General features: G+C 66.0%; 30 protein-coding genes. 17 read left to right on the top strand and 13 right to left on the bottom strand.

Translation table 11 applies throughout. From position 1 onward, the window contains the following. Window positions 1-118 precede the first annotated feature (118 nt). The 3 genes from ACSC1Y_RS14095 to ACSC1Y_RS14085 all read left to right on the top strand — a co-directional run bounded on the left by ACSC1Y_RS14095 (window position 119) and on the right by ACSC1Y_RS14085 (window position 2,035). Window positions 119-517: a YlbF/YmcA family competence regulator gene (locus ACSC1Y_RS14095; protein WP_435335557.1), complete on the top strand. Its 399-nt coding sequence runs from the start codon at window positions 119-121 to the stop codon at window positions 515-517. Between the two features lie 146 nt (window positions 518-663). Then, entirely contained in the window at window positions 664-1,308 is a 645-nt protein-coding gene (tpiA, locus tag ACSC1Y_RS14090; RefSeq protein ID WP_435335556.1) for a triose-phosphate isomerase, read from the top strand. A 106-nt stretch (window positions 1,309-1,414) separates the two neighbouring features. After that, the gene (locus tag ACSC1Y_RS14085) at window positions 1,415-2,035 is read left to right on the top strand and encodes a toll/interleukin-1 receptor domain-containing protein (RefSeq protein ID WP_435335555.1); all 621 of its coding nucleotides are present in this window, start codon (window positions 1,415-1,417) and stop codon (window positions 2,033-2,035) included. On the opposite strand, the gene ACSC1Y_RS14080 is transcribed toward ACSC1Y_RS14085, so the two are convergent. Next, complete coding sequence (locus ACSC1Y_RS14080; RefSeq protein WP_435335554.1) at window positions 2,032-2,643, bottom strand: J domain-containing protein; 612 nt, start codon at window positions 2,641-2,643, stop codon at window positions 2,032-2,034. The two genes, ACSC1Y_RS14085 and ACSC1Y_RS14080, sit on opposite strands and share 4 nt — an antisense overlap. A 285-nt stretch (window positions 2,644-2,928) precedes the next feature. Here ACSC1Y_RS14080 and ACSC1Y_RS14075 point away from each other — a divergent pair, with 285 nt between their 5' ends. The 4 genes from ACSC1Y_RS14075 (at window position 2,929) to ACSC1Y_RS14060 (ending at window position 7,069) form a co-directional block, all read left to right on the top strand. Then, window positions 2,929-5,376, top strand: a complete 2,448-nt coding sequence (locus ACSC1Y_RS14075) for a heavy metal translocating P-type ATPase (protein WP_435335553.1) — start codon at window positions 2,929-2,931, stop codon at window positions 5,374-5,376. Between the two features lie 82 nt (window positions 5,377-5,458). After that, window positions 5,459-6,214, top strand: coding sequence for a PH domain-containing protein (locus ACSC1Y_RS14070; protein ID WP_435335552.1), 756 nt, complete (start codon window positions 5,459-5,461; stop codon window positions 6,212-6,214). Further along, the gene (locus tag ACSC1Y_RS14065; protein ID WP_435335551.1) at window positions 6,211-6,771 is read left to right on the top strand and encodes a PH domain-containing protein; all 561 of its coding nucleotides are present in this window, start codon (window positions 6,211-6,213) and stop codon (window positions 6,769-6,771) included. Before ACSC1Y_RS14070 ends, ACSC1Y_RS14065 begins: the two co-directional genes overlap by 4 nt. A 157-nt stretch (window positions 6,772-6,928) precedes the next feature. Further along, window positions 6,929-7,069: a hypothetical protein gene (locus ACSC1Y_RS14060; protein WP_435335550.1), complete on the top strand. Its 141-nt coding sequence runs from the start codon at window positions 6,929-6,931 to the stop codon at window positions 7,067-7,069. A 295-nt stretch (window positions 7,070-7,364) separates the two neighbouring features. Here the strand turns inward: ACSC1Y_RS14060 and ACSC1Y_RS14055 are convergent, their stop codons facing one another. Next, window positions 7,365-9,086, bottom strand: coding sequence for an acyl-CoA carboxylase subunit beta (locus ACSC1Y_RS14055; protein ID WP_435335549.1), 1,722 nt, complete (start codon window positions 9,084-9,086; stop codon window positions 7,365-7,367). A 185-nt stretch (window positions 9,087-9,271) separates the two neighbouring features. Further along, window positions 9,272-9,586: a hypothetical protein gene (locus ACSC1Y_RS14050; protein WP_435335548.1), complete on the bottom strand. Its 315-nt coding sequence runs from the start codon at window positions 9,584-9,586 to the stop codon at window positions 9,272-9,274. Window positions 9,587-9,844: 258 nt separating this feature from the next. Between ACSC1Y_RS14050 and ACSC1Y_RS14045 the strand changes: the two genes are divergently transcribed. Then, complete coding sequence (locus ACSC1Y_RS14045; RefSeq protein ID WP_435335547.1) at window positions 9,845-10,165, top strand: ArsR/SmtB family transcription factor; 321 nt, start codon at window positions 9,845-9,847, stop codon at window positions 10,163-10,165. A gap of 33 nt (window positions 10,166-10,198) precedes the next feature. On the opposite strand, the gene ACSC1Y_RS14040 is transcribed toward ACSC1Y_RS14045, so the two are convergent. The 3 genes from ACSC1Y_RS14040 to ACSC1Y_RS14030 form a co-directional block, all read right to left on the bottom strand. Further along, window positions 10,199-11,065: a class 1 fructose-bisphosphatase gene (locus ACSC1Y_RS14040; protein WP_435335546.1), complete on the bottom strand. Its 867-nt coding sequence runs from the start codon at window positions 11,063-11,065 to the stop codon at window positions 10,199-10,201. Continuing rightward, complete coding sequence (locus ACSC1Y_RS14035) at window positions 11,062-11,856, bottom strand: class I fructose-bisphosphate aldolase (protein WP_435335545.1); 795 nt, start codon at window positions 11,854-11,856, stop codon at window positions 11,062-11,064. The genes ACSC1Y_RS14040 and ACSC1Y_RS14035 overlap by 4 nt, the downstream gene beginning before the upstream one ends. Before the next feature lie 182 nt (window positions 11,857-12,038). Further along, entirely contained in the window at window positions 12,039-12,596 is a 558-nt protein-coding gene (locus tag ACSC1Y_RS14030; RefSeq protein ID WP_435335544.1) for a DUF7409 domain-containing protein, read from the bottom strand. Window positions 12,597-12,741: 145 nt separating this feature from the next. On the opposite strand from ACSC1Y_RS14030, the gene ACSC1Y_RS14025 reads away from it, so the two are divergent. Continuing rightward, a complete protein-coding gene (locus ACSC1Y_RS14025; protein ID WP_435335543.1) occupies window positions 12,742-13,605 on the top strand; it encodes a 3-hydroxyacyl-CoA dehydrogenase family protein in 864 nt (287 codons plus the stop codon). Window positions 13,606-13,788: 183 nt separating this feature from the next. After that, window positions 13,789-15,036 carry a hypothetical protein gene (locus ACSC1Y_RS14020; protein WP_435335542.1) on the top strand — a complete coding sequence of 416 codons (1,248 nt, stop codon included), beginning with the start codon at window positions 13,789-13,791 and terminating at the stop codon, window positions 15,034-15,036. A gap of 24 nt (window positions 15,037-15,060) precedes the next feature. On the opposite strand, the gene ACSC1Y_RS14015 is transcribed toward ACSC1Y_RS14020, so the two are convergent. Next, window positions 15,061-15,888 carry a hypothetical protein gene (locus ACSC1Y_RS14015; RefSeq protein WP_435335541.1) on the bottom strand — a complete coding sequence of 276 codons (828 nt, stop codon included), beginning with the start codon at window positions 15,886-15,888 and terminating at the stop codon, window positions 15,061-15,063. A gap of 58 nt (window positions 15,889-15,946) precedes the next feature. On the opposite strand from ACSC1Y_RS14015, the gene ACSC1Y_RS14010 reads away from it, so the two are divergent. After that, window positions 15,947-17,263 carry a hypothetical protein gene (locus tag ACSC1Y_RS14010; RefSeq protein WP_435335540.1) on the top strand — a complete coding sequence of 439 codons (1,317 nt, stop codon included), beginning with the start codon at window positions 15,947-15,949 and terminating at the stop codon, window positions 17,261-17,263. A 55-nt stretch (window positions 17,264-17,318) separates the two neighbouring features. Then, on the top strand, window positions 17,319-17,720 hold the full coding sequence (locus ACSC1Y_RS14005; protein WP_435335539.1) for a DUF7522 family protein: 402 nt from the start codon (window positions 17,319-17,321) through the stop codon (window positions 17,718-17,720). Window positions 17,721-17,748: 28 nt separating this feature from the next. On the opposite strand, the gene ACSC1Y_RS14000 is transcribed toward ACSC1Y_RS14005, so the two are convergent. Beyond that, window positions 17,749-18,816 carry a phytoene/squalene synthase family protein gene (locus tag ACSC1Y_RS14000; protein ID WP_435335538.1) on the bottom strand — a complete coding sequence of 356 codons (1,068 nt, stop codon included), beginning with the start codon at window positions 18,814-18,816 and terminating at the stop codon, window positions 17,749-17,751. 215 nt (window positions 18,817-19,031) lie between these two features. On the opposite strand from ACSC1Y_RS14000, the gene ACSC1Y_RS13995 reads away from it, so the two are divergent. The 3 genes from ACSC1Y_RS13995 to ACSC1Y_RS13985 are packed head-to-tail and all read left to right on the top strand — an operon-like array spanning window position 19,032 to window position 20,561. Further along, window positions 19,032-20,174, top strand: a complete 1,143-nt coding sequence (locus ACSC1Y_RS13995; RefSeq protein ID WP_435335537.1) for an acyl-CoA dehydrogenase — start codon at window positions 19,032-19,034, stop codon at window positions 20,172-20,174. A 4-nt stretch (window positions 20,175-20,178) separates the two neighbouring features. Further along, entirely contained in the window at window positions 20,179-20,358 is a 180-nt protein-coding gene (locus ACSC1Y_RS13990) for a hypothetical protein (RefSeq protein WP_435335536.1), read from the top strand. 50 nt (window positions 20,359-20,408) lie between these two features. Further along, window positions 20,409-20,561, top strand: a complete 153-nt coding sequence (locus ACSC1Y_RS13985; protein WP_435335534.1) for a VOC family protein — start codon at window positions 20,409-20,411, stop codon at window positions 20,559-20,561. Between the two features lie 18 nt (window positions 20,562-20,579). Here ACSC1Y_RS13985 and ACSC1Y_RS13980 read toward each other — a convergent pair whose 3' ends face one another. Continuing rightward, window positions 20,580-20,855, bottom strand: a complete 276-nt coding sequence (locus ACSC1Y_RS13980) for a PadR family transcriptional regulator (protein ID WP_435335533.1) — start codon at window positions 20,853-20,855, stop codon at window positions 20,580-20,582. Window positions 20,856-20,978: 123 nt separating this feature from the next. Between ACSC1Y_RS13980 and ACSC1Y_RS13975 the strand changes: the two genes are divergently transcribed. Further along, on the top strand, window positions 20,979-21,254 hold the full coding sequence (locus tag ACSC1Y_RS13975; RefSeq protein WP_435335532.1) for a DUF7111 family protein: 276 nt from the start codon (window positions 20,979-20,981) through the stop codon (window positions 21,252-21,254). A gap of 27 nt (window positions 21,255-21,281) precedes the next feature. Here ACSC1Y_RS13975 and ACSC1Y_RS13970 read toward each other — a convergent pair whose 3' ends face one another. From ACSC1Y_RS13970 to coxB, 4 genes are all read right to left on the bottom strand, one after another. Beyond that, a complete protein-coding gene (locus tag ACSC1Y_RS13970; RefSeq protein WP_435335531.1) occupies window positions 21,282-21,563 on the bottom strand; it encodes a DUF7410 domain-containing protein in 282 nt (93 codons plus the stop codon). A gap of 8 nt (window positions 21,564-21,571) precedes the next feature. Continuing rightward, window positions 21,572-22,954, bottom strand: coding sequence for a hypothetical protein (locus ACSC1Y_RS13965; protein ID WP_435335530.1), 1,383 nt, complete (start codon window positions 22,952-22,954; stop codon window positions 21,572-21,574). Window positions 22,955-22,973: 19 nt separating this feature from the next. Then, the gene (locus ACSC1Y_RS13960; RefSeq protein ID WP_435335529.1) at window positions 22,974-23,834 is read right to left on the bottom strand and encodes a cytochrome c oxidase subunit 3; all 861 of its coding nucleotides are present in this window, start codon (window positions 23,832-23,834) and stop codon (window positions 22,974-22,976) included. 151 nt (window positions 23,835-23,985) lie between these two features. Further along, window positions 23,986-24,864, bottom strand: a complete 879-nt coding sequence (gene coxB, locus ACSC1Y_RS13955) for a cytochrome c oxidase subunit II (RefSeq protein ID WP_435335528.1) — start codon at window positions 24,862-24,864, stop codon at window positions 23,986-23,988. A gap of 131 nt (window positions 24,865-24,995) precedes the next feature. Here coxB and cyoE point away from each other — a divergent pair, with 131 nt between their 5' ends. Next, window positions 24,996-26,432: a heme o synthase gene (gene cyoE / locus ACSC1Y_RS13950; protein ID WP_435335527.1), complete on the top strand. Its 1,437-nt coding sequence runs from the start codon at window positions 24,996-24,998 to the stop codon at window positions 26,430-26,432.

The raw sequence follows: 26,432 nt of genomic DNA, 5'->3' as shown, positions 1-26,432 counted from the left end.
ACTCGGAACCCCGGCCTAACTCGTTTGGCGACGACAGTAATGCACCGGGCGGCCGGAGGCTCCGTGACGGCCACCCGGCTTCGGCAGGTTGAAACACGTCCAACCCGAAAGCGCGCTCATGAGCATCGAGACGCAGCCCGACGGGACCGACGAGACGAGCGGGGTCGACGAGAAAGCACGCGAACTGGGTGCGGCACTCCGCGAGCTTCCGGAGTACGAGCAGTTCCAGGAGGCGCAGGAGGCCGTCGAGGCGTCCGACGAGGCCCAGGAGAAGATATCGGAGTTCGAGTCCGTCCGCCAGGAGTTCATGCTCGCCCGGCAGACCGGGCAGGCGACCCAGGAGGACCTGAAGAACCTGCAGGAGACCCAGCAGGAACTGCACGACATCCCGGCCATGGCCGAGTACCTCGAGGCCCAGAACCGCCTCGACGCCCGCCTCGAGAAGGTCAACGACGTCCTCTCCGACGAACTCGGTCTCGACTTCGCCGACGAGGCGTCCGGTTGCTGTAACGACTGAACCGTTCCTTCTCCGGTTTTCTCGTTTCGCCACCGCGATAGCCGAGCAGCTTCCACCGCGAAGGTCGAGTAGTATCTCCACCGCGACGGCCGAGTAGCTTCGCCCGAACAGGTAGCTATTTGGGTCGTCCTCGTGGCCTTTCAGGCATGTTCGTACTCGTCAACCTGAAGGCGTACCCCTGCGACCCCGTCGAGGTCGCGTCCGCCGCCGCCGAAGTGAACGAAGACACAGACGCGACCGTCGCCGTCGCCCCGCAGGCCGCCCACCTCGAACGCGTGGCCGAGACTGGCGTCGAGACGTGGGCCCAGCACGTCAGCCCCGTCGAACACGGGAGCCACACCGGGAGCACGCTCGCCGAGGCGGCCGCGGACGCGGGCGCGTACGGGACGATGCTCAACCACTCCGAGAACCGGCTGAAGCTCGCCGACATCGACGCCTCGCTTCGCGCGGCCGAGCGGAACGACATGGAGACGATCGTCTGCGCGAACAACCCGCGACAGATCGGTGCGGCCGCCGCGCTCGGTCCGGACGCCGTCGCCGTCGAGCCGCCGGAGCTCATCGGGACCGGCACGCCCGTCAGTCAGGCCGACCCGGACATAGTGACTGGCGCGGTCGAGGCCGCCGCCGCGGTCGACGAGGACGTCGATGTGCTCTGCGGTGCGGGAATCTCCACCGGCGAGGACGTCGCCGCCGCGGCCGAACTCGGCGCCTCGGGCGTCCTGCTCGCCTCCGGCGTCGCGAAGGCGGACGACCCGAGGGCCGCGCTGGAGGACCTCGTCTCCACGCTGTAAGGACTCGTCTCCACGTTGTCGGTTCCTTCTTCATCCAACCTGACGGCCTGAAGCGGGCGACCGTACCGTGAGCAAGTATTTTGTGGCCGACCCGAGAGTGTCAGGTATGTCCGACGAGCAGGTGTACGTCTCCCACGCGCCGACCGACGTCGAGGCCGTCCAGACGGTGTTCTCGACGCTTCGGAACCTCCCGGTCGGCGTCCACGTTGCGTCCGAGGAGGTCGAGACCGGCCGGCCGAGGGGAGACCTGAAGGGACGGCTGGCGAACAGCGACGTGGTCGTCTGCGTCCTCACGGAGGCGGGGGCGGAGAGTCCGTGGGTGCAACAGGAGGTCGGCTTCGCCGTGGCTCGCGGCATTCCCGTGCTCCCGATGTACGAGCCCGGTGTCCGTCCGGACGGCTACATCGAGCGACAGGACGGTATCGAGTTCGATCCCGACGAGCGGGAGACGACCGTCTTCAACCTGCTGTGTCGGCTCCGGTCGGTGCTCGCACCGCTGGGTACGCTGTCGACCCCGAACTGGTTCGTCCGCTTCCCGTGCAACTTCGGCGACTGTGGCCACCCAGTGACGCTGGATGTCGAAGCGACCCAGAAGACGCTCTGGCAGCAGTACAAGCACAGACAGCCACTCGTGGCGTCCTGCGACGAGTGCGGGTCGCGTTACTTCTTCAACCCGGCGACGCTCGGTTTCGTCGAACGGGAAGACGGGACGCAGTCGGAGAACTAACCGTCGTCGCGCAACCGCTCGTACGCCTGCTGGACGCGCTTGAACCCTTCCTGACTCCCACCACGGTCCGGGTGAACGTCTTTGATGCGGCTGATGTACGCCTCGCGGAGCGTGTTCGGGTCGGGAACCGACGTGAGTCCGAGTATCTCGTACGCCTCGGCCGAGCGCATCTTCACCTTCCTGACGATGCCGTCCGATTTCGCGCGCTCCGTACACGACTGACAGAAGCGCTCGGTCCGCCCGTCGATGGTGACGACGCGGTAGAGTTCGACGGAGTACCACTCCCGACACTGCAGACAGAGGTTCTTACGGCGAGTCGCCTTGGAGGGCTCTTTCGCTTCGAGGTCGGAGACCGTCTCCGCCTCGCCCTTCGGGTCCCGGTCGACGGTCTCCGACTCGTCGACCGCTGGCGCGTACTGGACACACTCCGGGCAACAGAGTACGCTGACGCCGTCGGGAAGGATGACCTCGTCGAGGTTGCTGACGGGATACGACGTCGTACAGCCGTCGCACTCTCGTCGTCGGGTACTGATCTCTGCGCGGGTGGCGACCGACTCTGCGTACGTTCGACACTCCGGGCAACAGACCGACTTCGTCCCGCCAGGCATCGTCACCGACCAGAGGTTCTCGAGCGAAAACTGGCGGTCACACCCATCGCAGGCACGTCGTTCTGCCACAGCCATCTATCGGTGTTCACGTACGACAGGTGCGTACATTAGTCTTCAGTCTCTCGCGCCGCCGTGGACACGCTGTCGGCCTGATTCGCCGCGGACGCCGGCGGTACTCTCGAGCCAGAGTTAACAATCGAGCTCGAAAATATTGTTAAGATGAGTTACCGAGACGGCATTTGATAGCAGCTGATTTAATAACCTCGGCAGAACTACTCTCACCTAATGAGCGACGAGTGCGACGACGGGTCGTGTGGCTGTGACGCCGACCGCGGCGGCAGCCGCGACGACCGCGAGAGAGACGACGGCACCGAGCACGGAAACCAGGACCACGAAGAGCCGTGCGAAGCGACCGCGTCGGACTCCGGATGCTGTTCGGACGAGAGCTGCTCGGCCGAGACGAACGCTGGCGACTCCCTGGCCGACGCCGAGGCGACCCTCCGCCTCGACGTCCCCGACATGGACTGCCCCTCCTGTGCCGGGAAGGTCGAATCCAGCGTCTCGACCGTCGACGGCGTCACCGCCATCGACCCGCGGCCGACCACTGGCACGCTCGTCGTCGGCTACGACCCGGAACGAACCAACCGTGAGACGATCGTGGCCGCCGTCGAAGGTGCCGGCTACGATGTACTCGAAGACGGGGAGGAGGACGACGGCTCCGTCTGGCGGACGCCTCGTGGCCTGAAGACCATCGTCTCCGGCGTCTTCGTCGGGCTCGCACTGCTCGTCTGGGCCAGTCCGCTCCCGAATCCCGAGCTCGGAACCGTGCTCGGCCAGACCTACGTCCTCGCCGATCTGCTGTTGCTCGGCGCGGTCGCCGCGGGTGGGCAGGTCATCCTGCGGAACGGCCTCTACTCGGTCAGGAACGTCTCGCTCGACATCGACTTCCTGATGAGTGCGGCCATCCTGGCCTCGGTCGGCCTGACTGTGTTCGTGCCGGGCGAAAACCTGCTCGTCGAGGCGGCATCGCTGGCGTTCCTCTTCAACGTCGCCGAGCTCCTGGAGAAGCTGTCGGTGCAACGCGCCCGGCAGTCACTCGACGAACTGCTCGACCTCGCCCCCGAGACGGCCCGCGTCCGTCGAGACGGCGAGGAGGTCGAGATTCCCGCCGACGAGGTCCGCGTCGGGGAAGTCGTCATCGTCCAGCCGGGGAGCAAGATACCGGTCGACGGCGAGGTCAGACAGGGCGAGAGCGCCGTCAACGAGGCACCTATCACAGGCGAGTCGGTGCCCGTGGACAAGTCCCGCGGCGACGAGGTCTACGCCGGGACGGTCAACGAACAGGGCTACCTCGAGGTCGAGGCGACGGCGCTGGCCGACGAGTCGACCCTCGCCAAGATAGCGGACCTCGTGACCGACGCCCAGGCCAACAAGACCGAGCGCGAGCGCTTCGTCGAGCGATTCGCCGATTACTACACCCCACTCGTGACGGCCGTCGCGATACTCGTCGCGGTCGTTCCGCCGCTCGCGCTGGGCGCACCGTGGGTCGAGTGGGCGGTCAAGGGCATCAGCTTGCTCGTCATCGCCTGCCCGTGTGCGTTCGTCATCTCGACGCCCGTCAGCGTCGTCTCCGCGGTCACGAGCGCGGCGAAGCGCGGAATCCTCGTCAAGGGAGGCGACCGCCTGGAGACCATGGGCGAAGTCGACGTCGTCGCCTTCGACAAGACCGGGACGCTCACCACTGGCGAACTGACCGTCACAGACGTCGTCCCCCTGAACGGCAACTCCGAGGAGGACGTCCTCCGATGTGCCCGCGGGCTCGAAGCACGCTCCGAACACCCCATCGGCGACGCCATCGTGGCGCACGCCGATGCAGCGGGCGTCGAACACCGCGAGGTCGACGAGTTCCAGAGTCTGACCGGCGAGGGCGTGAAAGCCCGGCTCTCGGACGTCCCCCACTACGCTGGCAAACCGGCCCTGTTCGCCGACCTCGGGTTCGACCTCGACCACGTCCACCTGACGACCGACGGCGGCCAGACGCGGCCCGAGGTCCGCCAACTCTGCGAGCGAGAGGGCTGTCTCGCACTCGTCGAGGACACCATCCCCGAACTCCAGTCGCAGGGGAAGACCGTCGTCCTCGTCGGGACCGAGGACGACCTCGAGGGCGTCATCGCGGTCAGCGACACCGTTCGCGAGGACGCGAAGCGGACGGTCCGGGCGCTCCAAGACCGTGGCCTCGAGGTCGTGATGTTGACCGGCGACAACGAGGGAACCGCACAGGCGGTCGCGGCCGAACTCGGCATCGACGACGTTCGGGCCGGACTGCTCCCCGAGGAGAAGACGGAAGCGGTCTCCGAGCTGAAATCACGCGGGACCGTCGCCATGGTCGGCGACGGGATCAACGATGCGCCCGCGCTCGCGACCGCGGACGTGGGTATCGCGATGGGAGCGGCCGGCAGCGACACCGCCATCGAAACGGCCGACATCGCGCTGATGACCGACGACATCTCCCGCCTCCCGTATCTCGTCGACCTGTCCCGGCAGACGAACAGTGTCATCCGCCAGAACGTCTGGGGGAGCCTCGGTGCGAAGGCACTGCTCGCAGTGCTCATCCCCGTCTTCGCCATCCCGCTCTGGTTCGTCGTCCTCGCGGGCGACGTCGGGATGACCACGGCTGTGACCGGGAACGCGATGCGTCTCTCGCGCGTGGAGCCGCCCGAACTGGCCGAGTGAACCGACCTGAGGTACCGCCTCAGCCCACCGCGACCTGTTTCTACCCGAACAGCTATCCGCGCGCCTGCCCCACGACAGGCGTATGAGCGACGTGGACGGTTCCGACTTCGACTGGTTGACGTTCGACGAGGACGAGACGGTGGTCTGGTCCGGCAAACCCGATTCGAAGAGCGTGCTGTCCGGTTATGCCGTCGGGCTCGTACTGACTCCCGTATTCGGCCTCGGGCTCGCCATCATCGCGAGCACCTACCTCTACCGGGAGAACACGCACTACGTCGTCACGACCGACGGTCTCTACAAGAAGACGGGGGTGCTCTCTCGCGACGTCCAGAAGATAGACTTCGAGAAGGTCCAGAACATCTCGTTCAACGAGGGCGTCCTCGGGAAGCACTTCGGCTACGGCAACGTCGACATCTCGACCGCGGGCGGCTCCGGCGTCGAGATGCAGTTCCAGGCCGTCACGAACCCGAAAGAGGTCCAGGAGCTCGTCAACAGGCACATCAAGCGGTCGCGGAAGCAGTCGGACGACGACGAGCCGGACAAGGCGCAGGTGCTTGACGAGATACTGGCCGAGCTTCGAGCGATACGGTCTTCGTTCGAGGGTGCCGGTCTGCGCGACGTGGAGGCCACCGGCCAGCGGTCGACCAGCTCCAACCAGCGGTCGACGGGCTCCGATCATCCAACTACCTCGGTCGAACTTGACGGCTCGGACTCGGGTGAGGAACCCGACCCCGACGGAGGAGCCGCCGAGGAAGCTCGGGCCGAGCGAGTCGACGATGGGGCCCCGACCGACGGAGACGTCACCGGCCGCGGACGGTCCCCGGACCAGGAGCGATGACGGAGGACTGGCTCACGCTCGACGATGGCGAGGAGGTACTCTGGTCGGCGTCGCCGCGCATCCAGTCCGTGCTACCTGCGGCCGTTCTCGGCCTGGTCGTCGCACTGGGTGCGGTCGCGCTCGTGACCGTCGCCGAGCTACCGACACCGCTTCTTGCGGTCGCTCTCCTCGGGCTGGGGCCACCACTGCTCGCCTACTTCTACGTGATCAACACCCGCTACGTCGTGACGAACCAGGGCTGTTACCGGAAGACTGGCGGGCTCTCGCGGCGCGTCATCTCCGTCGACTTCGAGAGCGTCCAGAACTCCTCCTACGAACAGGGTATTCTCGGGACGCAGTTCGGCTACGGGTCAGTTACCGTCGACACGGCTGGCGGGCTCGGACAGGAACTCGTCTTCTGGAACGTCGACGACCCGCGAGCGGTCCAGAAACTGCTGAGCGAGCAGAGAGCACGGCACGACGAACCCGAGATCCCTGGCACGCTCGCACAGTGGCAGGCGATCAGGGACGAGGTCCGCGTGCTCAGACGGCTCGTCGAACGCACGTACCGGGAGTGACGCACGCGACCCGACGAGAGGCGTTCGCTCGTCGTTCTGGTGCGTCGTTCCTCAAAAGGCCCGGAGCGAGAGACGACCGTTATCGGCGCTCCCCCCGAAACGCCGATACGTATTAAACCGTGACAGGTGTGCCGATACCGTTGCGGTGTCGGCTACGATGAACCTCTATCCGGCCAGCGGCCCCCTCGCCGCCGGCCAGTCCGGTGGTGTGACCACCGGCCGTATCGTCTCCCCCGATGCCCGGTCGGCAGTGATGACCGACCCGAGCGATTCGTCCGCTCGCCCTGGGCATCAGTAGAGAGGACAGGCACACCAATATATATGCGCTAACTATAACCATACGAGGTGTCCATTCGGGAGACACTAGTGAGACGTTACTGGAGAGTAGGGAGTGCTTTACTACCTATATCGGCGCCAAGACGGTGATAGCTGCCCCGACGAACGGTTCGTTAGAGGACGGCCCGGTCGCTCGATTCGACGACAAGGAGTGCGAGAAGGAGTGAGCTGTCCTCGAACAGCCTGGCCGTGTCTTTTCCGCGACGTGTCTACGGATTCTCACTGATGGAATCCCAGGACTATCGCCGTGGGAGCGGTCAGAGGATCGTTCCGTGTTTCTTGTCCGGCAGTTCCTTCTCGACGGTTTCGTAGAACGCGAACCGGTTCTCGAGCTCCTCACGAAGTGAAGACGGCGGGACGATCTCGTCGATGACGACCTCGCTCGCCATCCGGTGGGCGTCGATGTCCTGCCGGTACTCCTCGCGAAGTTCCGCCTCACGCTTCGCCCGTTCTTCGGGGTCGTCGATGGCGTTCAGCTTGTTCGCGTAGACGGCGTTGATGGCCGCCTCGGGGCCCATGATGGCTATCTCACCGGACGGGAGCGCGATGGTGGACTCGGGCTCGTAGGCGGGGCCGGACATCGCGTAGATGCCCGCACCGTAGGCCTTCCGGACGACGACGCACTGTTTCGGGACGGTCGCACTGCTCGTCGCGTAGATCATCTTCTTCCCCTTCTCGAGGATGGCGTCCTTCTCGACCTGGGACCCGGCCATGAAGCCGGGCGTGTCCGCCAGGTACAGGAGGGGGATGTTGAACGCGTCCGACTTCCAGATGAACTCGGCAGCCTTCTCGGCCGCGTCGGGGAAGATCGCACCGGCGCGCTGGGCGGGCTGGTTGGCGACGATAGCGACGGGCCTGCCGTCGATGTGGGCGTACGCCGTGATTATCTCTTTGCCGTAGTCCGGACGGAGTTCGAAGTACGAACCGGCGTCGACGATTCGCTCGATGACCCGCTTCATGTCGTAGCCGCGGTTCGGCTCCTCCGGGATGACGCCGTCGATGCCGGCGGGCGGCTTCGCGGGCGCTTTCGGTTCGGCCCGTGGCGGCTCCTCGTCGGAGTTGTCCGGCAGGTAGGTGACCAGCTGCGAGACGAGCTCGCGAGCGTGCTCCTCGTCTTCGGCGACGAGGTCGGCGCTGCCCGATTCTTCGGCGTGGACGTGCGGACCGCCGAGGTCCTGCATGGAGATGTCCTCGCCGGTGACCATCTTGACCATCCGCGGGGAGGCGATGGCCATCGCGGACATCTCCTCGACCATGATGGTGAAGTCCGCGAACATCGGCGTGTACGCCGCGCCCGCGATACACGGTCCGTACAGTACGCATATCTGCGGAACTCGCCCGGAGAGCATCGAGTGGTTGTAGTAGTACTTCCCGATGCCCTGTCGGTTGGCGAAGAAACCGGTCTGCTGGTCGATACGCCCACCGGAGGAGTCCATCAGGTAGAGCACCGGACGCCCGGTCTTCAGGGCGCGCTCTTGCATCCGGAGGAACTTTTCGACACCCTTCGCTGCCATCGACCCCGCCTTGACGGTGAAGTCGTTGGCCATGAAGTGCAGGTCACGCCCCTCGAAGTCGGCCGCGCCCGTGATGAGGCCGTCCGCCGGGAGCTGGTCCTCGTTGTCGAACTCGGCGAACTTGCCGTCTTCGAACAGCAGGCCGTCCTCGCCGAACCAGAGGTCGATGCGGTCGCGGACGAACAGTTTCCCCTGCTCCGGGAGCCGTTCCTTGTACTTCTCGGGACCGCCCTTGAGGATCTCCTCTATCTCTTCGATGAGGGTCTCCTCGCGCTCGGTCGGCCCGAGGTCGTAGTCGTCGACGTCGGTCACGGCGCCGCCGGAGCCCGGGGCAGATTCGACCGCCGCCGGGTCGTCGGCGCGGCCGACGTACACCTCGACCTGGTCGCCGACGTGCTCTGCGAGCGCTACGGCGATGGCGGAAGCCTCCTCGTCGGACGCCCCCTCGCTGATACGGACCTTCATACAGCGAGGTGCGCAGGGTTCGGTGAGAAAGCTTTCCCTTTTTCGGTAGTCGTGACACTTGCCGGAGTGGGGTGGGGAACGGAACCGTGAACCGCACTACGGTTCACGTTCGGTCGGAGGGCGATTCCGGTACGCAGCCGAGAAGTCGTCACCGGGTGGTCTCGTGGTCCCTGCGACGGTGCTACTTACAGGTCCGCTCTCGTGCGACGATACCGGCCGACGAGCGACCTGACCGCCGAAGCGAGCCCGGCCACCAGTCCGACGAGAGCGGTCAGTAGCATCGCCGTGACGACGGCGCCGAAGCCGACCGACGCCAGTTCACTGGCGGGATACGCCAGCGGAATCGTCGTCGCGACGCCGAGCATGAGTAGCTCGAATACGAGGAACCGCACGGCCCACGGGTGCCTCGTCGGGAGTGCCACGAGCGTCTCCCTGTCCAGTTCGAGGTCCAGTTCTTCACGTTGCGTAGTGCCGTGACGTCCACGATAGCGTTGTGCCATCGTCCCACCCGGAGCGAAGGCCGGACGGCAAAAGTGAGCGGCGACGATTCGTCGCGCGTGAAAACGGCGAGGTGGTCTCCCCGCGGCCCACCGTGCGATTCTGCGAGTGCTCCATTCTCGCCCGGCAGAACACCGGTTCTGAGGGCAGAACCGGGCGGTTCTGGCGGGTGGTCGTTATCCGTACTGCTCCCGTCCATTCTCACGCAGTGAAACCTGTGTGGAACCAGCCTTTTCCGACGCGGGTCCGTCATCGTACTCGTGACCGACGGCTGGGACGCGGAGACGCTGTTCGACGTACTGGAACGGGAGACGGCTCGCCGAATCCTCGCGTTCACCTCGGTCGAACCGATGTCGGCCCAGGAGCTGGCGACGCGATGTGACGAGTCGGAGCCGACCATCTACCGGCGCATCGACGCGTTGACAGAGCACGACCTGCTCGAGGCCCGGGACCGCGTCGACGAAGAGGGGACACACTACAAGGTGTACGAGACGACCCTCGACAGCATCCGTTTCGAGCTGCGAGACGGTGGCTTCACCATCGACGTGAGCTACCGCCGTGACCTCGTCGACGACGTGTGAGAAGGAGCCGGGCGAGAGTGGTTCGCTGGGTACCTACGCCAGCGCAGCTTCGAGTCGCTCGATGAGCGTCTCGTTCCCGACGTGAACCGGGACGCGCTGGTGGAGCTCGGTCGGTTCGACGTCGAGCAGTGACCGTTCTCCATCGCTGCTCGCGCCGCCCGCGGCTTCGACGATGTTCGCGATGGGGATGCCCTCGAACTGTAGTCGGAGCTTCCCGTCCGGGTGGCTCTGCAGCCCCGGATAGGCGAAGATACCGCCGTACGTGAGCACCTGGTTCACGTCGGAGATCATCGCGCCGCCGTAGCGGAGCTTCAGCTCCCGTTCTATCTCGCGCGCGTACGACTCGAACTCGGTCGTCCAGTCCGGGACGCGGCCGCCGAACCCGAACACGGTCGGGTCGTCCGGGAGCGTGAGCCCCTCGCGGATGACGCGCATCTCGCCGTCCGAGTCGATCTCGTACTCGACGACCGTCTCGTCACGTGCGACCGTCATCGTCGTGATTGGGCCGTAGAGGACGAACGCGGATGCGACGAGGTCCGTACCCGGCGCGGGCAGGCCACCCTCGTAGACGCCGACGATGGTCCCCATCGCTGCGTTGGGCTTCAGGTTCGACGAGCCGTCGAGGGGGTCGCAGGTGATGGACAGCCCGTCGCCGTCCTCGCTCTCGACGATGCCCTCGCGCTCTTCGCTGGCGTACGCGCCGACGCCGTCGATATCGAGTAGCCACTCCTCGAGCAGGCGGTCGGCCCAGACGTCGGCCTCGGCCTGCTGCTCGCCGCTCGGGTTCTCCCCGTCGACCTTGCTCCGGCGACCGACGAGGCCGCGGCGGATCTCGGGGGCGGCCGCGGCGACCGTCTCGAGTATCTCGTCGACCGTGGAATCGCGGTCGACCTGACTCATCGGTCGAGCGCTTCCTCGGCGGACGCGCCCTCGAAGATAACCTGTTCGAGCGCGTCGAGGATGGCGATGGGGTCCTCACGCTGGAAGACGTTCCGCCCGACTGCGAGGCCCTTGCCGCCGGCGTTCATGCTGGCCTCGACCGTCTTCAGGAACTCGTAGTCGTCGGTCTTCGAGCCGCCGGACATGACGACCTTCGTCTTACCCGCGCTCTGGACGGCCCAGTCCATGGCCTCCTCGGAGCCGGGGTACTTGACCTTCGCCACGTCGGCTCCGAGCTCGAGCGCCTGCCGGGCCGCGTACGCGATGGTGCTCGGCGTGCGGTCGTTTCGGAGCCCCTGGCCGCGCGGGTACGACCACATGACCATCGGGATGTCGTCGTACTTGCGGCTGGCTTCCTGCGCTTTGCGGAACTCCTCGGCCATCTCTATCTCGTGGTTGGAGCCGCCGTAGAGGGTGAAGCCGAGTGCGTCAGCGCCCAGCTCCTCGACCGCGTAGTCGACGGAGCAGTTGACCGCCGAGTCGGGCTCGCCGCGCCACATGTTGGAGGTCCCGTTGAGCTTCAGCAGGAGGTTGACGTCGTCCTCGTAGGACGGGTAGTACGCTTCAGCGACGCCCTTCTGGACCGCGAAGGCGGTGACGGCGTCGTGTGTGGCGACGTCGAAGACCGTCTCGGGGTCGATCGTCTCCGGGACGGGTTCGAAGTCGACCGGGCCGTGTTCCAGGCCGTGGTCCATCGCCAGGATGAGCATCTTTCCGTCGCGAACGGTGGGGGAGTCGTCGATAGGACGCATTCGTTCGAAACGTCCGACGTGCAGCATATAAAGGATAGTGGTCGTCCCGCGCGGGGGAGAAATGGCTTCAGTGGCGTCTAAACGGGCTCTAGAGGTCTCGTAAGGCCGCCACGGATGGCTCGAAAAACACTACAGTCATAGTAAATATCTGCTGTCCACTGGGTGGCGGGGTAGCGTGGCTCTCAGCGAGACTCTCGAGCCGCGAAGCGCCACGTCCTCGCCTGCATCACGGGCACCTCCAGTGCCTCGGCCAGCGCGGCTGCGTCGACACCGGCGAGCTGGTTGACTGAGGTGATGCCCGCGGTGCGAAGCTGGTCGGCCACGTAGTCGTCGACCACCTGCCGGACCGGTGTCGGCCGGTCGTGGTCCGCCCAGTAGTCGACCGGCTCGCGCTCGATGGGGTCGTACTCGGGGACGCCGAGCTCCTCCCAGTCGCTCGTGCTGGCCGCGACCCAGTCACGCTCGCCGCGCTGGAGGCCGCCCATCTCGGCCGCCCGGTCGTCGAGCCCGTCACCCAGGGTCGACGACCACGTCAGCGAGTACCGTCGCCTGATGGCCGTCGCTACCTCCTGGTCGACGCCCGCCTCGAGGAGGTCGACGTACGAGACCCGTTTCTCGGTCACGTCCGCGGGCGAGAGGCCCGCCTCTTCGAGTTCCGCGGCCGCCGCCTCTGGCACGCCATCGAGCGCGACGAGGTCACCAGCCTCCGTCGCCTCGTCCCCACCGTCGTCTGCAGCCATCCGTAATCGTGTGTACCTGACGCCACCTCATCTTCAATCTTATCGTGCCGGAATCGAGACGGAACCGGCGCACTCGAGGTCCCGGAGCGGGCGAACCGCCAGACGGACCGGCAGTTCTTTGGACCGGTCGCAAGAATTGCGACCCATGGTCTACGACCTCGACAGCATCGAGCGTATCGGCGTCATCGGCGCAGGGACAATGGGGAGCGGCATCGCTCAGGTAGCCGCGATGAACGGCTACGAGGTCGTCATGCGCGACATAGAGGAGGAGTACGTCGAGAACGGCTTCTCGACCATCGAGGACTCGCTCGACCGGTTCGTCCGCAAGGACAAGCTGAACGAGAGCGACCGCGACGACGCCCTCTCGCGCATCACCGGGACGACGGCCATGGGCGACCTCGCCGACTGTCAGGCCGTCGTGGAGGCCGCTCTCGAGGACATGGAGGTCAAGCAGGACATCTTCGCGGAGCTGGAGGGTGTCGTCGACGAGGATACCTTCCTCGCGACGAACACCTCGACGCTCTCCATCACGACCATCGCTTCGGCCATCGACTCCGAGGAGCGCCTCGTCGGCCTCCACTTCATGAACCCCGTGCCCGTCATGAAGGGCGTCGAAATCGTCTACGGCGAGAAGACCAGCGACGAGGCCCTCCAGCTCGCACACGACCTCGCCGAAGCGCTCGGCAAGGAGACCTGGGAGTCCGACGACAAGCCCGGCTTCGTCGCCAACCGCATCCTCATGCCGTGGATCAACGAGGGCATCCGCGCCTTCGACGAGGGCGTCGCCACGAAGGAGGACATCGACACGGGCATGAAACTCGGAACGAACGTCCCGATGGGCCCCCTCCAGCTGGCCGACCACATCGGTCTCGACATCTGTCTGCACGCGACCGAGACGCTCCACGAGGAACTCGGCGACCGGTACAAGCCGGCCTACCTGCTGAAGCGGAAGGTCGACGCCGGCGACCTCGGCAAGAAGACGGGGAAGGGCTTCTACGAGTACGAGTAGAATCCACCGACGAACCACCACGTCGGCCAAACCTCTTTTGGGGGGAACTCCTGAACGTTTGGCCCGATGCGAAGACCGTTCGTATTACTCGCATTTGTTCTCATATTGTCTGTTGGACCTAGTGCCACATCGGTGGCCGCCGCAGACGAACCGAGGCAACGGATCTGTGGAGTCTGCAGCGAGATGCTCGAGACGACTGCGAGGGCGGAAGGCGTCACGGTTCGCGTGGCTGAGAGTACGTTCTCTGGCGACCTCGACGAGTCAGGGTCGGCTACCTGGACCGCCACGGTCATACTCGACGAAGGAGCGAGCGCACTCGCTGACGACGCGACGCGCCGGAACCGAATCGTTCGAACCATCTACGCCTCCGACGAGACCGTGTTCGACGACCCGCGGAACCTCTCGACGACGGTCACCGGAGACACGCTGACGGTCCGGTTCGACACGCCGGCCGTCGCCGACCACGGGCCGGCTGACGTCCTCGTCTTCGATGCGTTCGCCCGTGGTCCAGGGCTCGGGATCGTGGTCGACGCCGACAGGATGACCCTGTCTGGCCCAGCGGACGCGGTGGTGACGCACGCCAGCGGCAGTACCAGCACCGACGGGAACAGTACCCGCTGGTCGACCACCGGAGCCGGTGCCTATATCGACAGTGCCGCGACCGTGATATTCGCCCCGGACCCGGGACCGGTCGGGGGAATCGCTACCGTGCTCGCGCTTCGACTGACCGCCCTCACGCTCCTCTGGCCCACCCTCGCTCGCTTCGCCGGAGTCCCGTCGGTGATTCTCGGGGTCTCGGCAACGGGTCTCCTGTTCGTCGGCGGCCATCTCGCCAAGAATCACCGGTTCGGCAGGGACCGCGTCGCGTTCCTCGGTACCACCACCCTCGCCCTCCTCAGCGCCGTCTGGTTCAGCTTCGCCTTCCTCGACGGCGGTCGAATCCTCGGGGTCGGCGTTCCCGTGCTCGAACTCCTTCCGGTGCTCGCGAGCGGACTCGTCGGCCAGTCCGCGCTGGCGGTCGTCGGCCTCGCAGTCTATCGGAGACTCGTCGGGGGAGCAGCGACGGGGTTATCGATACTCTCTCTCACCTGCTGGCTCGTTTTGGTGTCGGCAGTCGCGCTCGGACCTGACTCGTTACAGACGACCGCTGCGGTTTACGTGGCCACCCCGATGGCCGCCTACTGGTTCGGACAGCTATCCGCCCGGTCGAACCCGCTCAGGTTCCTGTTCCCGGTGTTCGTCTCCATCGCGCCGTTCGCACTGGCGTTCCCGTTCGTGGTGGGTGACGGGTTCTCCTTCGTGACGCCGCCCATGCTCGTCGCGTGGGCCGTCGGTAGTGCCGCACTCGGCGCCCCACTCTACGTCGCCGGCGTCAGAATCAGCGAAGCGTCACGGCGCTTCCGGGAGGCTGGACCGGAGCTCCCGTACTGACCCTGTACATCTCTCTCGCAGAACTCACGAGGTGACCGCCACCTCGAACTGTTCCTCGTTATCCGCCGTCTTGAGTTCGTACTCCATCTTCTCGGCGTCCGGGGCGCGGTTCGGGAGTTCGACCGTCTTCGAGACCGACTCTCCGGCAGGAACCGGAATCGATACGGGGTAGTAGCCGTTGTAGTAGCCGTGTTCGTTCATCGCCGCCCGGAACACGCCGTCGAACGACGAGTCGTTCACGAGTTCGAAGGAGACGGGAACTGGCTCTTCGGACCCGACCGACTCGGGGACCGAAACAGACGAGAGCGAGATGGTGGGAAGCGGCTTCCGCACTCGTTCCACGATGGTCGAGTCGAGGTTCCAGCCCGCATCTCCGTCGCCCGGAACGGTGAGCCTCGCCGTCTCTATCTGCTGTTCCGCGGGCACGGTGAACAGGACCCACTGCTCTCCCGAGTCGACCCCGTCGCAGGTGGCGTGGACACCGCCGCCGTCGTCGACGAACCGGAACGCGGTTCGACTCTGCGGGTCGAACTGAGTCTCACCAGCGACCTCGCTGTTCCCGAGGCGGAGGACGAACTCGTCTTCGCTGAATGTGGCTCCCGACGAGTTCCTGACGGAGGCGAAGAGAACGCGTGCGTCCGGTTTCGAGGAGACAGTCGCCGTGTCGGCACCGGAAACGGAGAGAAACGCATCTCGCAGATACGCCCGAGACATGGAGAACCGGTCGGGAGATGGCGTCGGGGCAGGTGTCGTGTCGGAACCGTCGTTCGTACCTCTCAACTGACCGGTGTAGCCGGCCGCGGCTACTGCTGTGAGGCAGCCGAGTCGAGTGAGGAGGGCCCGTCGCTTCATACGCGCCCCTTTTTTCGGTGCACAAAGTATTTGCCACCGATACTGAATTATCTGACAGATGCCCTCCGAACGTGCAGCACTCGCGATGCTCGCCGTCGTCGTCCTCGTCGGCACGGCACTGCCGGCGGCGATGGCGAGTTCGCCGCCCCAGCCGCTCTGTGAGGTCTGCGGTGAGGAGTTCGAGCGAGCCGCGAACCAGGACTACGTCCAGCCGACCGTGGAACGCTCCACCGCGACACTCGCCGTCGACGAGAACGGAGACGGGCAGTGGACCGCCCGGCTCACGCTCGACGAGGCGACGGCCGAGTGGTTCCGGGAGAACGAGATGCACCTCGAGTACACGATCAACGAGGCGCTGAACCAGAAGTACGGTGAAACGACCGACGGAACACCCTACACCTACGGCCTCGACGGGCAGACGCTCACCATCGAGTACGAGGAGCCCGACGTGGCCTCCCGTGGCGTCGGCGGGACCCTCCTCGTCGACCGGTTCCACTCCTTTCGGGGCAGTGGCTACGAGTTCAACGTCGCCGAGTTCGAGATACGCGGGCCGGACGGGACGATCGTCTCGAACGACCCGCCCGGGTCCCCGAACGCGGGCGACGAGGCCGCCACGTGGGCTCGACCCGATACCCCGCCGTACAGCGTCGACTTCTCGAAGGAGACGTTCGTCGCGTTCCACGACGAGGGCGGGGTCGCAGGCCGTGTCGCCGCGGAGGCGACCATCGTCGAGCGACTGGGCCCCCGGTTCCTGAAGGACACGCTCCTCCTCTCGCTCGTCCCGATGGCGCTGTTCATCAGCGGGCTCGGCTCGGTCCGCAAACTCGGACGGTACGACGACTGGTCGATCGTTCGAGCCGCGGCGCTTCCACTGGCGGTCGTCGGCCTCGGCCTCGTCCTCGCCGCATCGATGTCCCAGTGGCGATTGCTCGAGCCACTCGTCCCTGCACTCCCGTTCCTGTTCGTCCCGATGGCCGCGCTCGTGAGTGCGGACTGGCAGACGCCGCTGGTAGCAGTGGCGACAGTCGTCGCCGGTCTCGCGATACAGTTCCTCTTTGCCGGCATGTTCCGTGTCGAAGGGGTCCCGTTCCTCGCAGGCTGGGGCGAAGTCACCGCGATGGCGATACCGGCCCTGCTGTTCTTCCCCCTCGGGGCGTTCGCTGACCGCGGCAACAACTGGTTCCGCCTGCTGGCCGGCCTGGTCGTCTGCTGGCCGCTCCTGCTGGCGATACGGATGGCCCCCATCGTGGGAATGGAGGCGCTGATGGCCCCGGTGTTCGCCATCTGGGCGCTCGTCTGCGTCGTGGTGGGACTCCCTTACGCGGTCCTCGGCCGTGTCGTCACCCGCCGGCGTGGGTTCGAGCCCGATTTCTGAGCGCCAGCGCGAGACGGCCGTCAGGTTCATCCCGCCGACTCACTCCTCTCTGTTCGTGACTGTCTCGAACCGCTCCGAACTGGTCGAGTTCGACGCGGATGCCGTGGCCGCGTTCCTCCGGGAGAACCTCTCGTCGGGACTTCGCGCCGTCGTCGAGTACCACGGCCCCGACTGGAACCCGCTGTTCATCACCGAGGAGGCCATCCAGCGCTACGGGAACGAGGAGGCGGCGTTCGAGGTCGCCGAGGAGATTCACAGGTCGCTCCGACTCGACCTTCGCGAGGATGAGCTGTACACCGACCTGCTCGTCGACGCCGGCCGGTTCTCGGGGTTCGTCCTGCTGTTCGAGAACCTGACGATCATTCGCTACACACGGGGTGACGAGGGTATGTACATCGCGCTCGACCCGAACATCTCGGCGCGACCGGTGCTCGATGCCGTAACGCCGCTCCTCTGAGGAGAGTCGAAGAACGGGTGTTCGATACTTACGTCGCCGTCGACAGGTCTGCCTGGTGAAGCGGCTTCGTCTCGACTATCTTCCGCACGTGATCGAGGGCCTGTCGGTCGCCGTTCTGGCGGAACCAGCCGATGATGGCGAGGACCTCCATCCGGGAGATCTTCACGCCACCCTCTCGGATGACGTCTCGCGGGCGCTTCCGGAGTTCCCGCAGGGTCGCCACGGCGAGCAGGTACGGGATACCCCACGCCGAGAGCGTGTTTCCTCGGTGCTCGGGCAGGTTCTCCAGGTACGCCTGCGTGTCGTCGAGGTAGCTGGAGGCGTGGTCGACGACGCGCTCGATGACGGAGGCGACCTCATCCTCGTTGTCCGGGTCGAGGACGTTGTCGCGGTCGACGCCTTCCTCGGCCAGCCACTCGGCGGGCAGGTAGACGTTGTTCTCCTCGTGGTAGTCGTCGCTGACGTCCTTCGCGACGTTGACCAGCTGGAGGAGGAGCCCGAACGAGCGGGCGTTCTCCTTGAGGCTCGAGGTTCGCGAGTCGGCGGCTCCCCGGGTGATGAGACCCGTCACGAGCGAGCCGACGGTCCCGGCGACGTACCAGCAGTACTCCTCGAGCTCTTCGAGGGTCTGGATACGGAGTCCGCCGGTCTCGGCGTGTCGCTCGACGAAGTCGGCCATCCCGTTCGTGAGTTCGAGTACCGGTGGAAGGATGCTCTCGCGCGCTTCGGGCGAGAGCCGCCGGTAGGTTCTGACCACCCGGGGCGCTTCGGCGACGACCATCCAGTCGTCGTCGAGCGTGGCAGGCAGATAGGGATCGACGGCTTCGCGGAACTCCGCGACGGTCGTCGGGTCGTCGTCGTCCAGTACGGCAGCGTAGGTTCGCAACAGCTCGGCCTTCTCGGCCGGCGGGATGTGTCCCGCGTCCTCGACGGTGTCCGCCACGCGACAGAGCAGGTACCCGAGACAGATGTGTCGGGCCGTCGGCTCCTCGAGCTCGTCGATGGTGATGGCGAAGGTACGAGAGACACCCTGAACAGCCTCGTAACACCACTCGAGGTCGTCGTCGACGGGATACGGCTCCTGTTCCTCGTTCATTCACATTCCCCTGGGGATTCCACGCTGAAAAAGCCTCCTGCCACGTGCGTGGGTGGCGTGGCTCGTGCCGGCCGGCGAGACGAGTCGTTCATACATATAGGCAGGCCTCGAGTCGTCTATACCTTTCGGAGGCCCGATTGGTCGAGACCAGGAAACATCATGGACTATCCTCCAGATTGAGCAAGAGTAAAGGGACGACGGCGACACCTTCCGGTATGGACTTCACTCTCTCTGCCGAGCAGAAGCAGATTCGGGACATGGTCGCCGAGTTCGTCGACGAAGAGGTCGTCCCCGTCGCCTCGGACATCGACCACGAGGACGAGTTCCCGGCCGAGCTCGTCGACGAGATGGCCGAGCTTGGCCTCATGGGCATGCCCTTCCCCGAAGAGTACGGTGGTGCCGGACTGGACTACCACTCGTACGCCATCGGCCTCGAGGAGATCGCTCGCGGGTCGGGTGGGCTCGGAACCATCGTCGCCGCCCACATCTCGCTCGCCGGCAACATGATCTACGAGTTCGGTGACGAGGAGCAAAAGCAGGAGTACCTCACACCGCTCGCCGAAGGGACCGACATCGGTGCGTTCGCACTCTCCGAGCCGCAGGCGGGCTCCGACGTCCCCGCGATGGACACGACCGCCAAACGCGACGGCGACGAGTACGTCATCAACGGCGGGAAGCTCTGGATCTCGAACGGTTCGGTCGCGGACACCGTCACCGTCTTCGCCAAGACCGACCCCGACGCGGGTAACAAGGGCATCTCGTCGTTCATCGTCCGTCCCGGAGAGGACGACGGCTTCCACGTCGAGGGAACGGAGAAGAAGCTCGGTGACAAGGGCTGTCCGACCGCCGAACTCCGGTTCGACGACCTCCGAATCCCCGCCGACCGACTGCTCGGGGAGGAGGGTGCGGGCTTCGTCCACGCGCTGAAGACCCTCAACGGCGGCCGCATCACCATCGCCGCCCGTTCCGTGGGAATCGCCCGCGCCGCACTCGAGCAGGCGCTCGACTACGCCCAGGAACGCAAGCAGTTCGGCCAGTCCATCTCCGGGTTCCAGGCAATCCAGCACAAGCTGGCGGACATGGACACGAAGATACAGTGCGCGAAGTTGCTGATGCACCAGGCCGCGGACAAGAAGATCCGCGGCGAGAAGTTCATCAAGGAGGCCGCACAGGCGAAGCTCTACGCCTCTGAGATCTCCCGTGAGGTCGCCAACGAGGGTATCCAGATTCACGGCGGCTACGGCTACACGAAGGACTTCCCCGCGGAGCGGTTCTACCGGGACGCGAAGCTGAACGAGATATACGAGGGGACCTCCGAGGTCCTGCGCAACACCATCGCGCAGCAACTCCTCGACTGAACGGATGGGCGCACTCCGGGCGGGTGGTGTCGGCTCCGGGCTCCTCGCCGGCATCTTCCTAGTCACCATCGTGCTCGGCCGGCTAACCGCCGCTGACGGCCCGGAAACGTTCCTCGCCGCGGGTTTCTTCGCGGCGTTCTGTCTGCTCGGACTCGGCCTGTTCCGCCGGGTCTTCCGGACCTGAGCTCCCAGCGTGAACCACTTTCACTTCCGGTCGCCGACCGTGTCCTCCGCGTGTTCGAGACCGACGAGTGCCACGCGACCTACCGGTCCGTCTCCGACCGTGGGGTCGAGTTCACGCGGGTTCCGGAGGCCGTTCCGGGTGTCCACGCGACCTTCGATGTCCTGTACGGCAACCGGTCCAACGTCGTCGAACCGGCCGAGTGAGGGGCGGTCGGGTGGGCGTCACCGCATCCGCGACTCGACCCACTCGTAGTGCGCCTGGAGCATCCTGTCACCGGCCTCGCTCAGCTCGTAGACGTCGTGGAGCCCCTCGGTTCGTACGACGAGGAGACCGGCGTCGACCATCGACTCCAGCGCGCCGTAGAACGACTTCGGCTCGATGCGCTCGTCGTAGTGGCGTTCGAGACGCGTCTTCAGCTTCTGGGCCGGGAGCGAGCCGGCGTCCGCCAGGATGAAACAGAGGTCGCGGCGACGACCGCTCTGGAGGAACTTCGTCATGCGAGAGGCGTCGTTCCAGACGGACAGATGTGTTTCGCCTTCGGACGCGGCGGTGGTGGTCGGGCTGGACCGTGTCCACCCGGAACCGGTACCTATGACACCCGCCGGTGCAAAGCGCCGGCTATGAGCGACGACACGGTCACGGAGAACGGTATCACCGCCCGCTACTACGAGACAGAGGCCGAACGCGTCCTCGAGTTCGACAAGGGCGGAACCACCGCGGCGATAGCCCAGAACATCGACGGCTACGCGATGTTGAAGGTACGCCCGACCGCAGACGGCGACGAACTCGAACGCTACTACGGCTTCGACATGGCGCTCGACCACGCCGCAGAGCTTCTCGGCGTCTCCCCGCACGACCTGCCGGTCCCCGAACCCGCCGCCGACATGGGGATGTGACGACCCAGGCCGACTACCGCTCCTCGCTCAGGTCACGATGGAGTAGACGATGAGCAGCCCGAAGTACAGCACCACGAGCGCCGCGAGCGCTTTCAGTCGGAAGGGACCGAGTTCGGTCTTCTCCTCGCGGTAAGCGTCCTGGAACGCCGCCGTCTCCGCCTCGGTCATCACGTCGTAGTGGGTCAGTCCGACGTGGAGCGTCCGGTACTCCTCCCGTCGGAACGGGCGGCCACAGTAGGGGCAGTCGTACGTCGTCTTGCCGGGTGGCACGTCGGTTTCGAGTGTGGCGTGGTCGATTCTGTCTGTCATGGTCGGTATCAGAGGAACGGCGGCAACAGGTTCGGTTCGGCGACGACCCAGAGGCTCACCATCGTGTAGCCGATCATCGCCGCGATGAACGGGTACTGGCTTCGAACCGCCTGCAGCCTGCCGGGGAACAGCTGGTAGGCGGCGGCGTGGGCGACCCAGATGGCGAGCAGGTGGCCGAGCAGCACCGCCGCGAGTTCGACGCCGCCGACCCACGCCGGCAGGACGAACAGCTGCGGAGACGCGGGCGGTGCGAGCGGATTCACCAGCGCGGCCGCCAGCGGAAGCGACAACGAGACGAAGTAGCCGAGCGAGTGCGCGAGGTGGTAGCCCGCGGCGATAGCGAGCAACGGCGGCGTGAACCGTCGTGCGAGCTCGTCCGGGGTGAGATACGTATCGCCGGTCCGCCGTGCGAGTCGTGACGCGAGCTGGTACACGCCGAAGAACAGCCCGAACCCGCCGACGTACGCGGCGAAGTACACAAGCAGTGCTGGCAGACCGAGACCGACCAGGAAGCGAACGAGGTCTCCCCAGGCGGGCGTGGTCACGATACCGTCATACGTCGTCACCCAGAGCAGGGCGACGACGAACGCGACCTCGCCGCGGCCGGTCACCCACGAAGCGTCCGAGAGGGCCATCCCGGGAAGACGCAGCCGAAGGCTCCTCTCGTCGTCCGCGAACCGAAGCGGTGCGACCCGCCCGTACGCCCGGAAGACGCCGGAGATCGGGTCGGCTCTCTCGAACCAGTCGTCGGGGCCGAAGACCACCGCGCCCGCGAGCGTCAGAGTTCCGTACGCTATCACGACGGTTGCGAGTAGGCGCGGCTCGTCAGCGAGCGGACTGACGACCTCGACGAAGACGAGCGCGAGCAGTCCGACGACGGCGGGCCAGGAGCCCGCGCCGTCGGGATACGTCCGGTCCAGCGTCGGGAGCGCCTCTGCGATGGTCCTGAAGGGGTCGAGGGCGGGCCAGGTGTTGCCGACGAGGTACGCGGTCATCGTGTATCCGGTCCACCAGCCGACCCAGACGAGCAGGACGGCCAGGTTTCGAAGCGGTGCACTTGGTCCGACGAAGCCGAAGACCAGCACCGCGATGAGGCCGACGACACCCAACAACTTCCCGAGCACGCGGAGTGCTCGGCGGGGGACGCCTCCGAGAATCCGGTGCCAGTCGTCGACGGAAGCGACGTACCGCCGGTCGGTGACCGTGGTCGCGAGCAGGAACGACGCGCCGACGGCTGCACCGCCGGTCATGAGGAACAGCCAGGTCGGAATCGCGAGCGTCTCGGCTTCGCCCCGGAGCGAACCACCGTGGGCCAGCGCCGTCCCCGACGCGAGCGCCGTGACTCCGAGGACCGCGAGGAGCGCGCGACTGCTGTCGGAACGAGAGACCATCGAGAAAGAGGCGTGTCGGTTAGTGTGCGCCCGCGCCGACGTACAGGACGACGACGAGGAAGATCCAGACCGCGTCGACGAAGTGCCAGTACATCGAGACCGTGCTGACGGAGACGTGGCGCTCGGCGGAGTACTGCCCGCGCAGACCGCGGACGAAGACGATGCCGATGAGCACCGCGCCGAGGGTGACGTGCAGACCGTGGAGGCCGGTCAGGGCGTAGAAGCCGCTGGCGAACGTCTGGCTGAAGGCATCAGCACCGAGTGTGAAGCCATCCTTGACGATGAACTTGTAGTACTCGTAGATCTGGCCACCGATGAAGATGGTACCCAGCGCGAGCGTCGCACCGAGCAGTCCGAGGAACCGGCTGCGGTTGCCCTTCAGGAGCGCGATGTGCGCGAAGTGGATGGTCACACTGGAGAGGACCAGCAGCAGGGTGTTGACGAGGACGAGGCTGCCGACGAGGTGTGGCAGTTCACCGAAGCCCTCCGTCCGGACGAAGAAGTAGTAGATGAAGCCGGCACTGAACGTGGCGACCTCGCTCCCGAGGAACGCGACCATCCCCCAGGTGAGCTTCTGTTCGTCCTTGTGGTTCTTGCTCCGCTCCCAGAACGTGGAGACGAAGGTGTGGTAGAGCCAGCCGAACAGGCCGAAGACGAACGCACCGACGCTTCCGATGGCGACGGCGGCGAACGCGGTGTATCCGACTGTGCCTCGCTGGGCGAGGAGGGCGAGTGCAGCGGCGAGGTAGATGCCGCCGCCCCCGATGGCCGTGATGAACGGCCACCAGCTGGCCTCGCCGAATCCCTTGGGCCAGTCCTCGACCGCCGGGAGGTGATGGCCGTGCCCGTGGTCGTCCGAAGATTCTTCCGCGACTGTCATACTCGGGGGTTGCGACCCGACTACTAAAAATCCATCCAAGCGCGTTCGTCAGCCGCTACGAGGCGTGTTCACACGGGACAGTGTGTCGAGATGGACGGCACGCTGGCCGCGCTTGGAGACAGGGAAATACGAGAGAACGAGAGGACCGATCTCAGGCCGCAGTCGCGATGCGAACCGACTCGGTCGTCGTCGCGGTGGTCGTCGAGTTGTTACCCGACGAGCTGTTTCCGCCGTTACCGCCGGAGCCGCCGTTACCGCTGGAGCCCTTGTTGGTACAGGTCTGTTCGCCCGCGTTCCAGGTACCGTCGCTGCTCTCACACTGGCTCTTGAGCCACTGCTGGTACTCCTGCTGGCTGACGACCTCGACCTCGAACATCATGCCCGAGTGGCCGACGCCACAGTACTCGGCACAGTAGCCCTGGTAGGTCCCGACCTCGTACGGCGTGGTCTGGATGTAGTTGTGCTGCCCCGGGACGGCGTCGTGCTTCAGGCCGAGCGCGGGGACGTGGAATGCGTGCAGCCAGTCCTGCGTCGTGATGTTGAAGTACGTCGTCTGGTCCTTCGGGAGGACGAGCTTGTTCGACGTCGAGACGTTGTGTTCGTCGTAGGTGAACGTCCAGCCGTAGCGGTAGGCTGAGACGTTGACGTGCTCGGCGTCCGTCGGGACGTCGGCACGGTTCTCGACCGAACTGTCGTCGACGATGACCGCGTCGTTCGCCATCGTCATCGTGGCCGAGAGGCCGACGAAGAGGAGGATGACCGCGGTGGCGACCGTCCACGTGATCTCCAGCCGGCGGTTCTCACGCGTCGGTTTCGCCTCCTCGTTGTCCTTGTACTTCAGTACGGTGTAGATGAGGACGCCCTCGACGAGGACCGTGATGGGGATGGCGACCACGAGGAGCTTCTCGTTCAGCCCCCAGATGGCCTCCGAGGACGACGACGCCCCGCCCTGGGCTGCAACGGGGTCGACCAGCACCAGCAAGAACGCCGCGCCGAGGAGCCCGAGGGAGGCGAGTCGCTTCGTGTTCATGGCATTTCGACGGTTGGGAAGATGGGGTTAAATATGTGCTGAATGTCCCCGGACGGCCGCCTTTCCCGGGAGCCAGCGGACGGAAAAGCGGGGCCTCTAAGTACACGCAGGCGAACCTTCCCCTAACTGCCGTGTCTCGCAGATTCCCCTCTCCAGTCAGGACGCACGACCGGTTCACGGGGCTGCTCGCTGCCGCGGCGATGGGCGTCTACCTGCTCATCATCGTCGGCGCGACGACCGCCGTGACCGGCGCCGCCGACGCCTGTCCGACGTGGCCGGCGTGCAACGGCCAGTGGCTCGTGCCACTCTCGGAACCTGACCTCGTCGTTGCGTGGGGACACCGCGTCGTCGCGCTCGTCGTGGGATTCCTCGCCGTCGCGACGGCACTCGCCGCGTGGTTGGGCGATGTCGACCGCCGGGTCACGACGGCGGTCGTCCTGTCCGCCCTGCTCTACCCGCTCCAGGTCGGCCTCGGAGCTCTGGCCGCGACGGCAGGGACGACCGCACTGCTGTCGAGCGTCCACCTGCTCGTCGGCGTCGCCATCTTCACCGGTCTGGTCGTCGCCCTCGCGTGGACGCTCGAAGCCGAGACCGCGACCGACCATGACTGGGAGACGGTCCCGGAACCGACGGTCGTCGGGTCGGGTACCGAGACGACCGCCGAACCGTGCGAGCTTCCGTCGGGCGGCTTCCAGCGCGCGAAGCTCGTCGCGAACGCCTACTTCCGGATGATGAAGCCGCGGCTGATGTGGCTCCTCTGTCTGGTCGCCGGTGCCGCGATGGCGCTCGGGGCCGCGACGACCGGAACCGACCTGGCCGTCGAGACCATCGTCCTGACCCTGCTCGGCGGCGTCCTCTCTATCGGCGCGAGTGGGACGTTCAACCACGTCCTCGAACGGGACGTGGACAGGCGGATGCAGCGGACCTCGGACCGCCCGCTCGCCGTCGACGTCATCTCCGTGCGGAACGCGCTGGCGTTCGGGTTCTTCCTCGTGACGGCGTCGCTGGTCGTCTTCGCGCAGGTGAACCTGCTGGTCGCCGCGCTCGGGCTGGTCGCCATCGCCTTCTACAGCATCGTCTACACGCTGCTGTTGAAGCCGAACACGGTCCAGAACACAGTCATCGGCGGCGCAGCGGGCGCGCTCCCGGCGCTCATCGGCTCGGCAGCGGTCGATGGACGCATCGGCCTGCCTGGCATCGTCCTCGCGACGGTCATCTTCCTCTGGACTCCGGCGCACTTCTACAACCTCGCACTCGCATACAAGGAAGACTACGCACGCGGGGGTTTCCCGATGATGCCCGTCGTCCACGGCGAGGCCGTAACCCGGAAGCACATCCTCTGGTACCTCGCGGCCACGCTCGTGGGTGCGAGTGCACTCTCGGCCGTCGCCGACCTCGGCCTGCTGTACGCACTCGTCAGCGCGGGCCTCGGGACGGTCTTCCTCTGGATGGTCGTCCGACTGCATCGCGAGCAGACCACCGACGCGGCGTTCCGTGCGTTCCACGCGTCGAACGCCTACCTAGGCGCGCTCCTGGCCGCCGTCGTCGTCGACTCGCTGGTCGTCTGA

This window comes from Haloarchaeobius lipolyticus (genome assembly GCF_051208015.1).
GTDB lineage: Archaea > Halobacteriota > Halobacteria > Halobacteriales > Natrialbaceae > Haloarchaeobius.
Note: the sequence above shows the minus strand (reverse complement) of the source record. Positions and strands in the feature narration are given on the sequence as shown.

Coding starts and splice junctions, on each gene's coding strand:
- ACSC1Y_RS14095 (WP_435335557.1), top strand. CDS start 119: ATGAGCATCGAGACGCAGCCCGACGGGACCGACGAGACGAGCGGGGTC.
- tpiA (WP_435335556.1), top strand. CDS start 664: ATGTTCGTACTCGTCAACCTGAAGGCGTACCCCTGCGACCCCGTCGAG.
- ACSC1Y_RS14085 (WP_435335555.1), top strand. CDS start 1,415: ATGTCCGACGAGCAGGTGTACGTCTCCCACGCGCCGACCGACGTCGAG.
- ACSC1Y_RS14080 (WP_435335554.1), bottom strand. CDS start 2,643: ATGCCTGGCGGGACGAAGTCGGTCTGTTGCCCGGAGTGTCGAACGTAC.
- ACSC1Y_RS14075 (WP_435335553.1), top strand. CDS start 2,929: ATGAGCGACGAGTGCGACGACGGGTCGTGTGGCTGTGACGCCGACCGC.
- ACSC1Y_RS14070 (WP_435335552.1), top strand. CDS start 5,459: ATGAGCGACGTGGACGGTTCCGACTTCGACTGGTTGACGTTCGACGAG.
- ACSC1Y_RS14065 (WP_435335551.1), top strand. CDS start 6,211: ATGACGGAGGACTGGCTCACGCTCGACGATGGCGAGGAGGTACTCTGG.
- ACSC1Y_RS14060 (WP_435335550.1), top strand. CDS start 6,929: ATGAACCTCTATCCGGCCAGCGGCCCCCTCGCCGCCGGCCAGTCCGGT.
- ACSC1Y_RS14055 (WP_435335549.1), bottom strand. CDS start 9,086: ATGAAGGTCCGTATCAGCGAGGGGGCGTCCGACGAGGAGGCTTCCGCC.
- ACSC1Y_RS14050 (WP_435335548.1), bottom strand. CDS start 9,586: ATGGCACAACGCTATCGTGGACGTCACGGCACTACGCAACGTGAAGAA.
- ACSC1Y_RS14040 (WP_435335546.1), bottom strand. CDS start 11,065: ATGAGTCAGGTCGACCGCGATTCCACGGTCGACGAGATACTCGAGACG.
- ACSC1Y_RS14035 (WP_435335545.1), bottom strand. CDS start 11,856: ATGCGTCCTATCGACGACTCCCCCACCGTTCGCGACGGAAAGATGCTC.
- ACSC1Y_RS14030 (WP_435335544.1), bottom strand. CDS start 12,596: ATGGCTGCAGACGACGGTGGGGACGAGGCGACGGAGGCTGGTGACCTC.
- ACSC1Y_RS14025 (WP_435335543.1), top strand. CDS start 12,742: ATGGTCTACGACCTCGACAGCATCGAGCGTATCGGCGTCATCGGCGCA.
- ACSC1Y_RS14020 (WP_435335542.1), top strand. CDS start 13,789: ATGCTCGAGACGACTGCGAGGGCGGAAGGCGTCACGGTTCGCGTGGCT.
- ACSC1Y_RS14015 (WP_435335541.1), bottom strand. CDS start 15,888: ATGAAGCGACGGGCCCTCCTCACTCGACTCGGCTGCCTCACAGCAGTA.
- ACSC1Y_RS14010 (WP_435335540.1), top strand. CDS start 15,947: ATGCCCTCCGAACGTGCAGCACTCGCGATGCTCGCCGTCGTCGTCCTC.
- ACSC1Y_RS14000 (WP_435335538.1), bottom strand. CDS start 18,816: ATGAACGAGGAACAGGAGCCGTATCCCGTCGACGACGACCTCGAGTGG.
- ACSC1Y_RS13995 (WP_435335537.1), top strand. CDS start 19,032: ATGGACTTCACTCTCTCTGCCGAGCAGAAGCAGATTCGGGACATGGTC.
- ACSC1Y_RS13990 (WP_435335536.1), top strand. CDS start 20,179: ATGGGCGCACTCCGGGCGGGTGGTGTCGGCTCCGGGCTCCTCGCCGGC.
- ACSC1Y_RS13980 (WP_435335533.1), bottom strand. CDS start 20,855: ATGACGAAGTTCCTCCAGAGCGGTCGTCGCCGCGACCTCTGTTTCATC.
- ACSC1Y_RS13975 (WP_435335532.1), top strand. CDS start 20,979: ATGAGCGACGACACGGTCACGGAGAACGGTATCACCGCCCGCTACTAC.
- ACSC1Y_RS13970 (WP_435335531.1), bottom strand. CDS start 21,563: ATGACAGACAGAATCGACCACGCCACACTCGAAACCGACGTGCCACCC.
- ACSC1Y_RS13965 (WP_435335530.1), bottom strand. CDS start 22,954: ATGGTCTCTCGTTCCGACAGCAGTCGCGCGCTCCTCGCGGTCCTCGGA.
- ACSC1Y_RS13960 (WP_435335529.1), bottom strand. CDS start 23,834: ATGACAGTCGCGGAAGAATCTTCGGACGACCACGGGCACGGCCATCAC.
- coxB (WP_435335528.1), bottom strand. CDS start 24,864: ATGAACACGAAGCGACTCGCCTCCCTCGGGCTCCTCGGCGCGGCGTTC.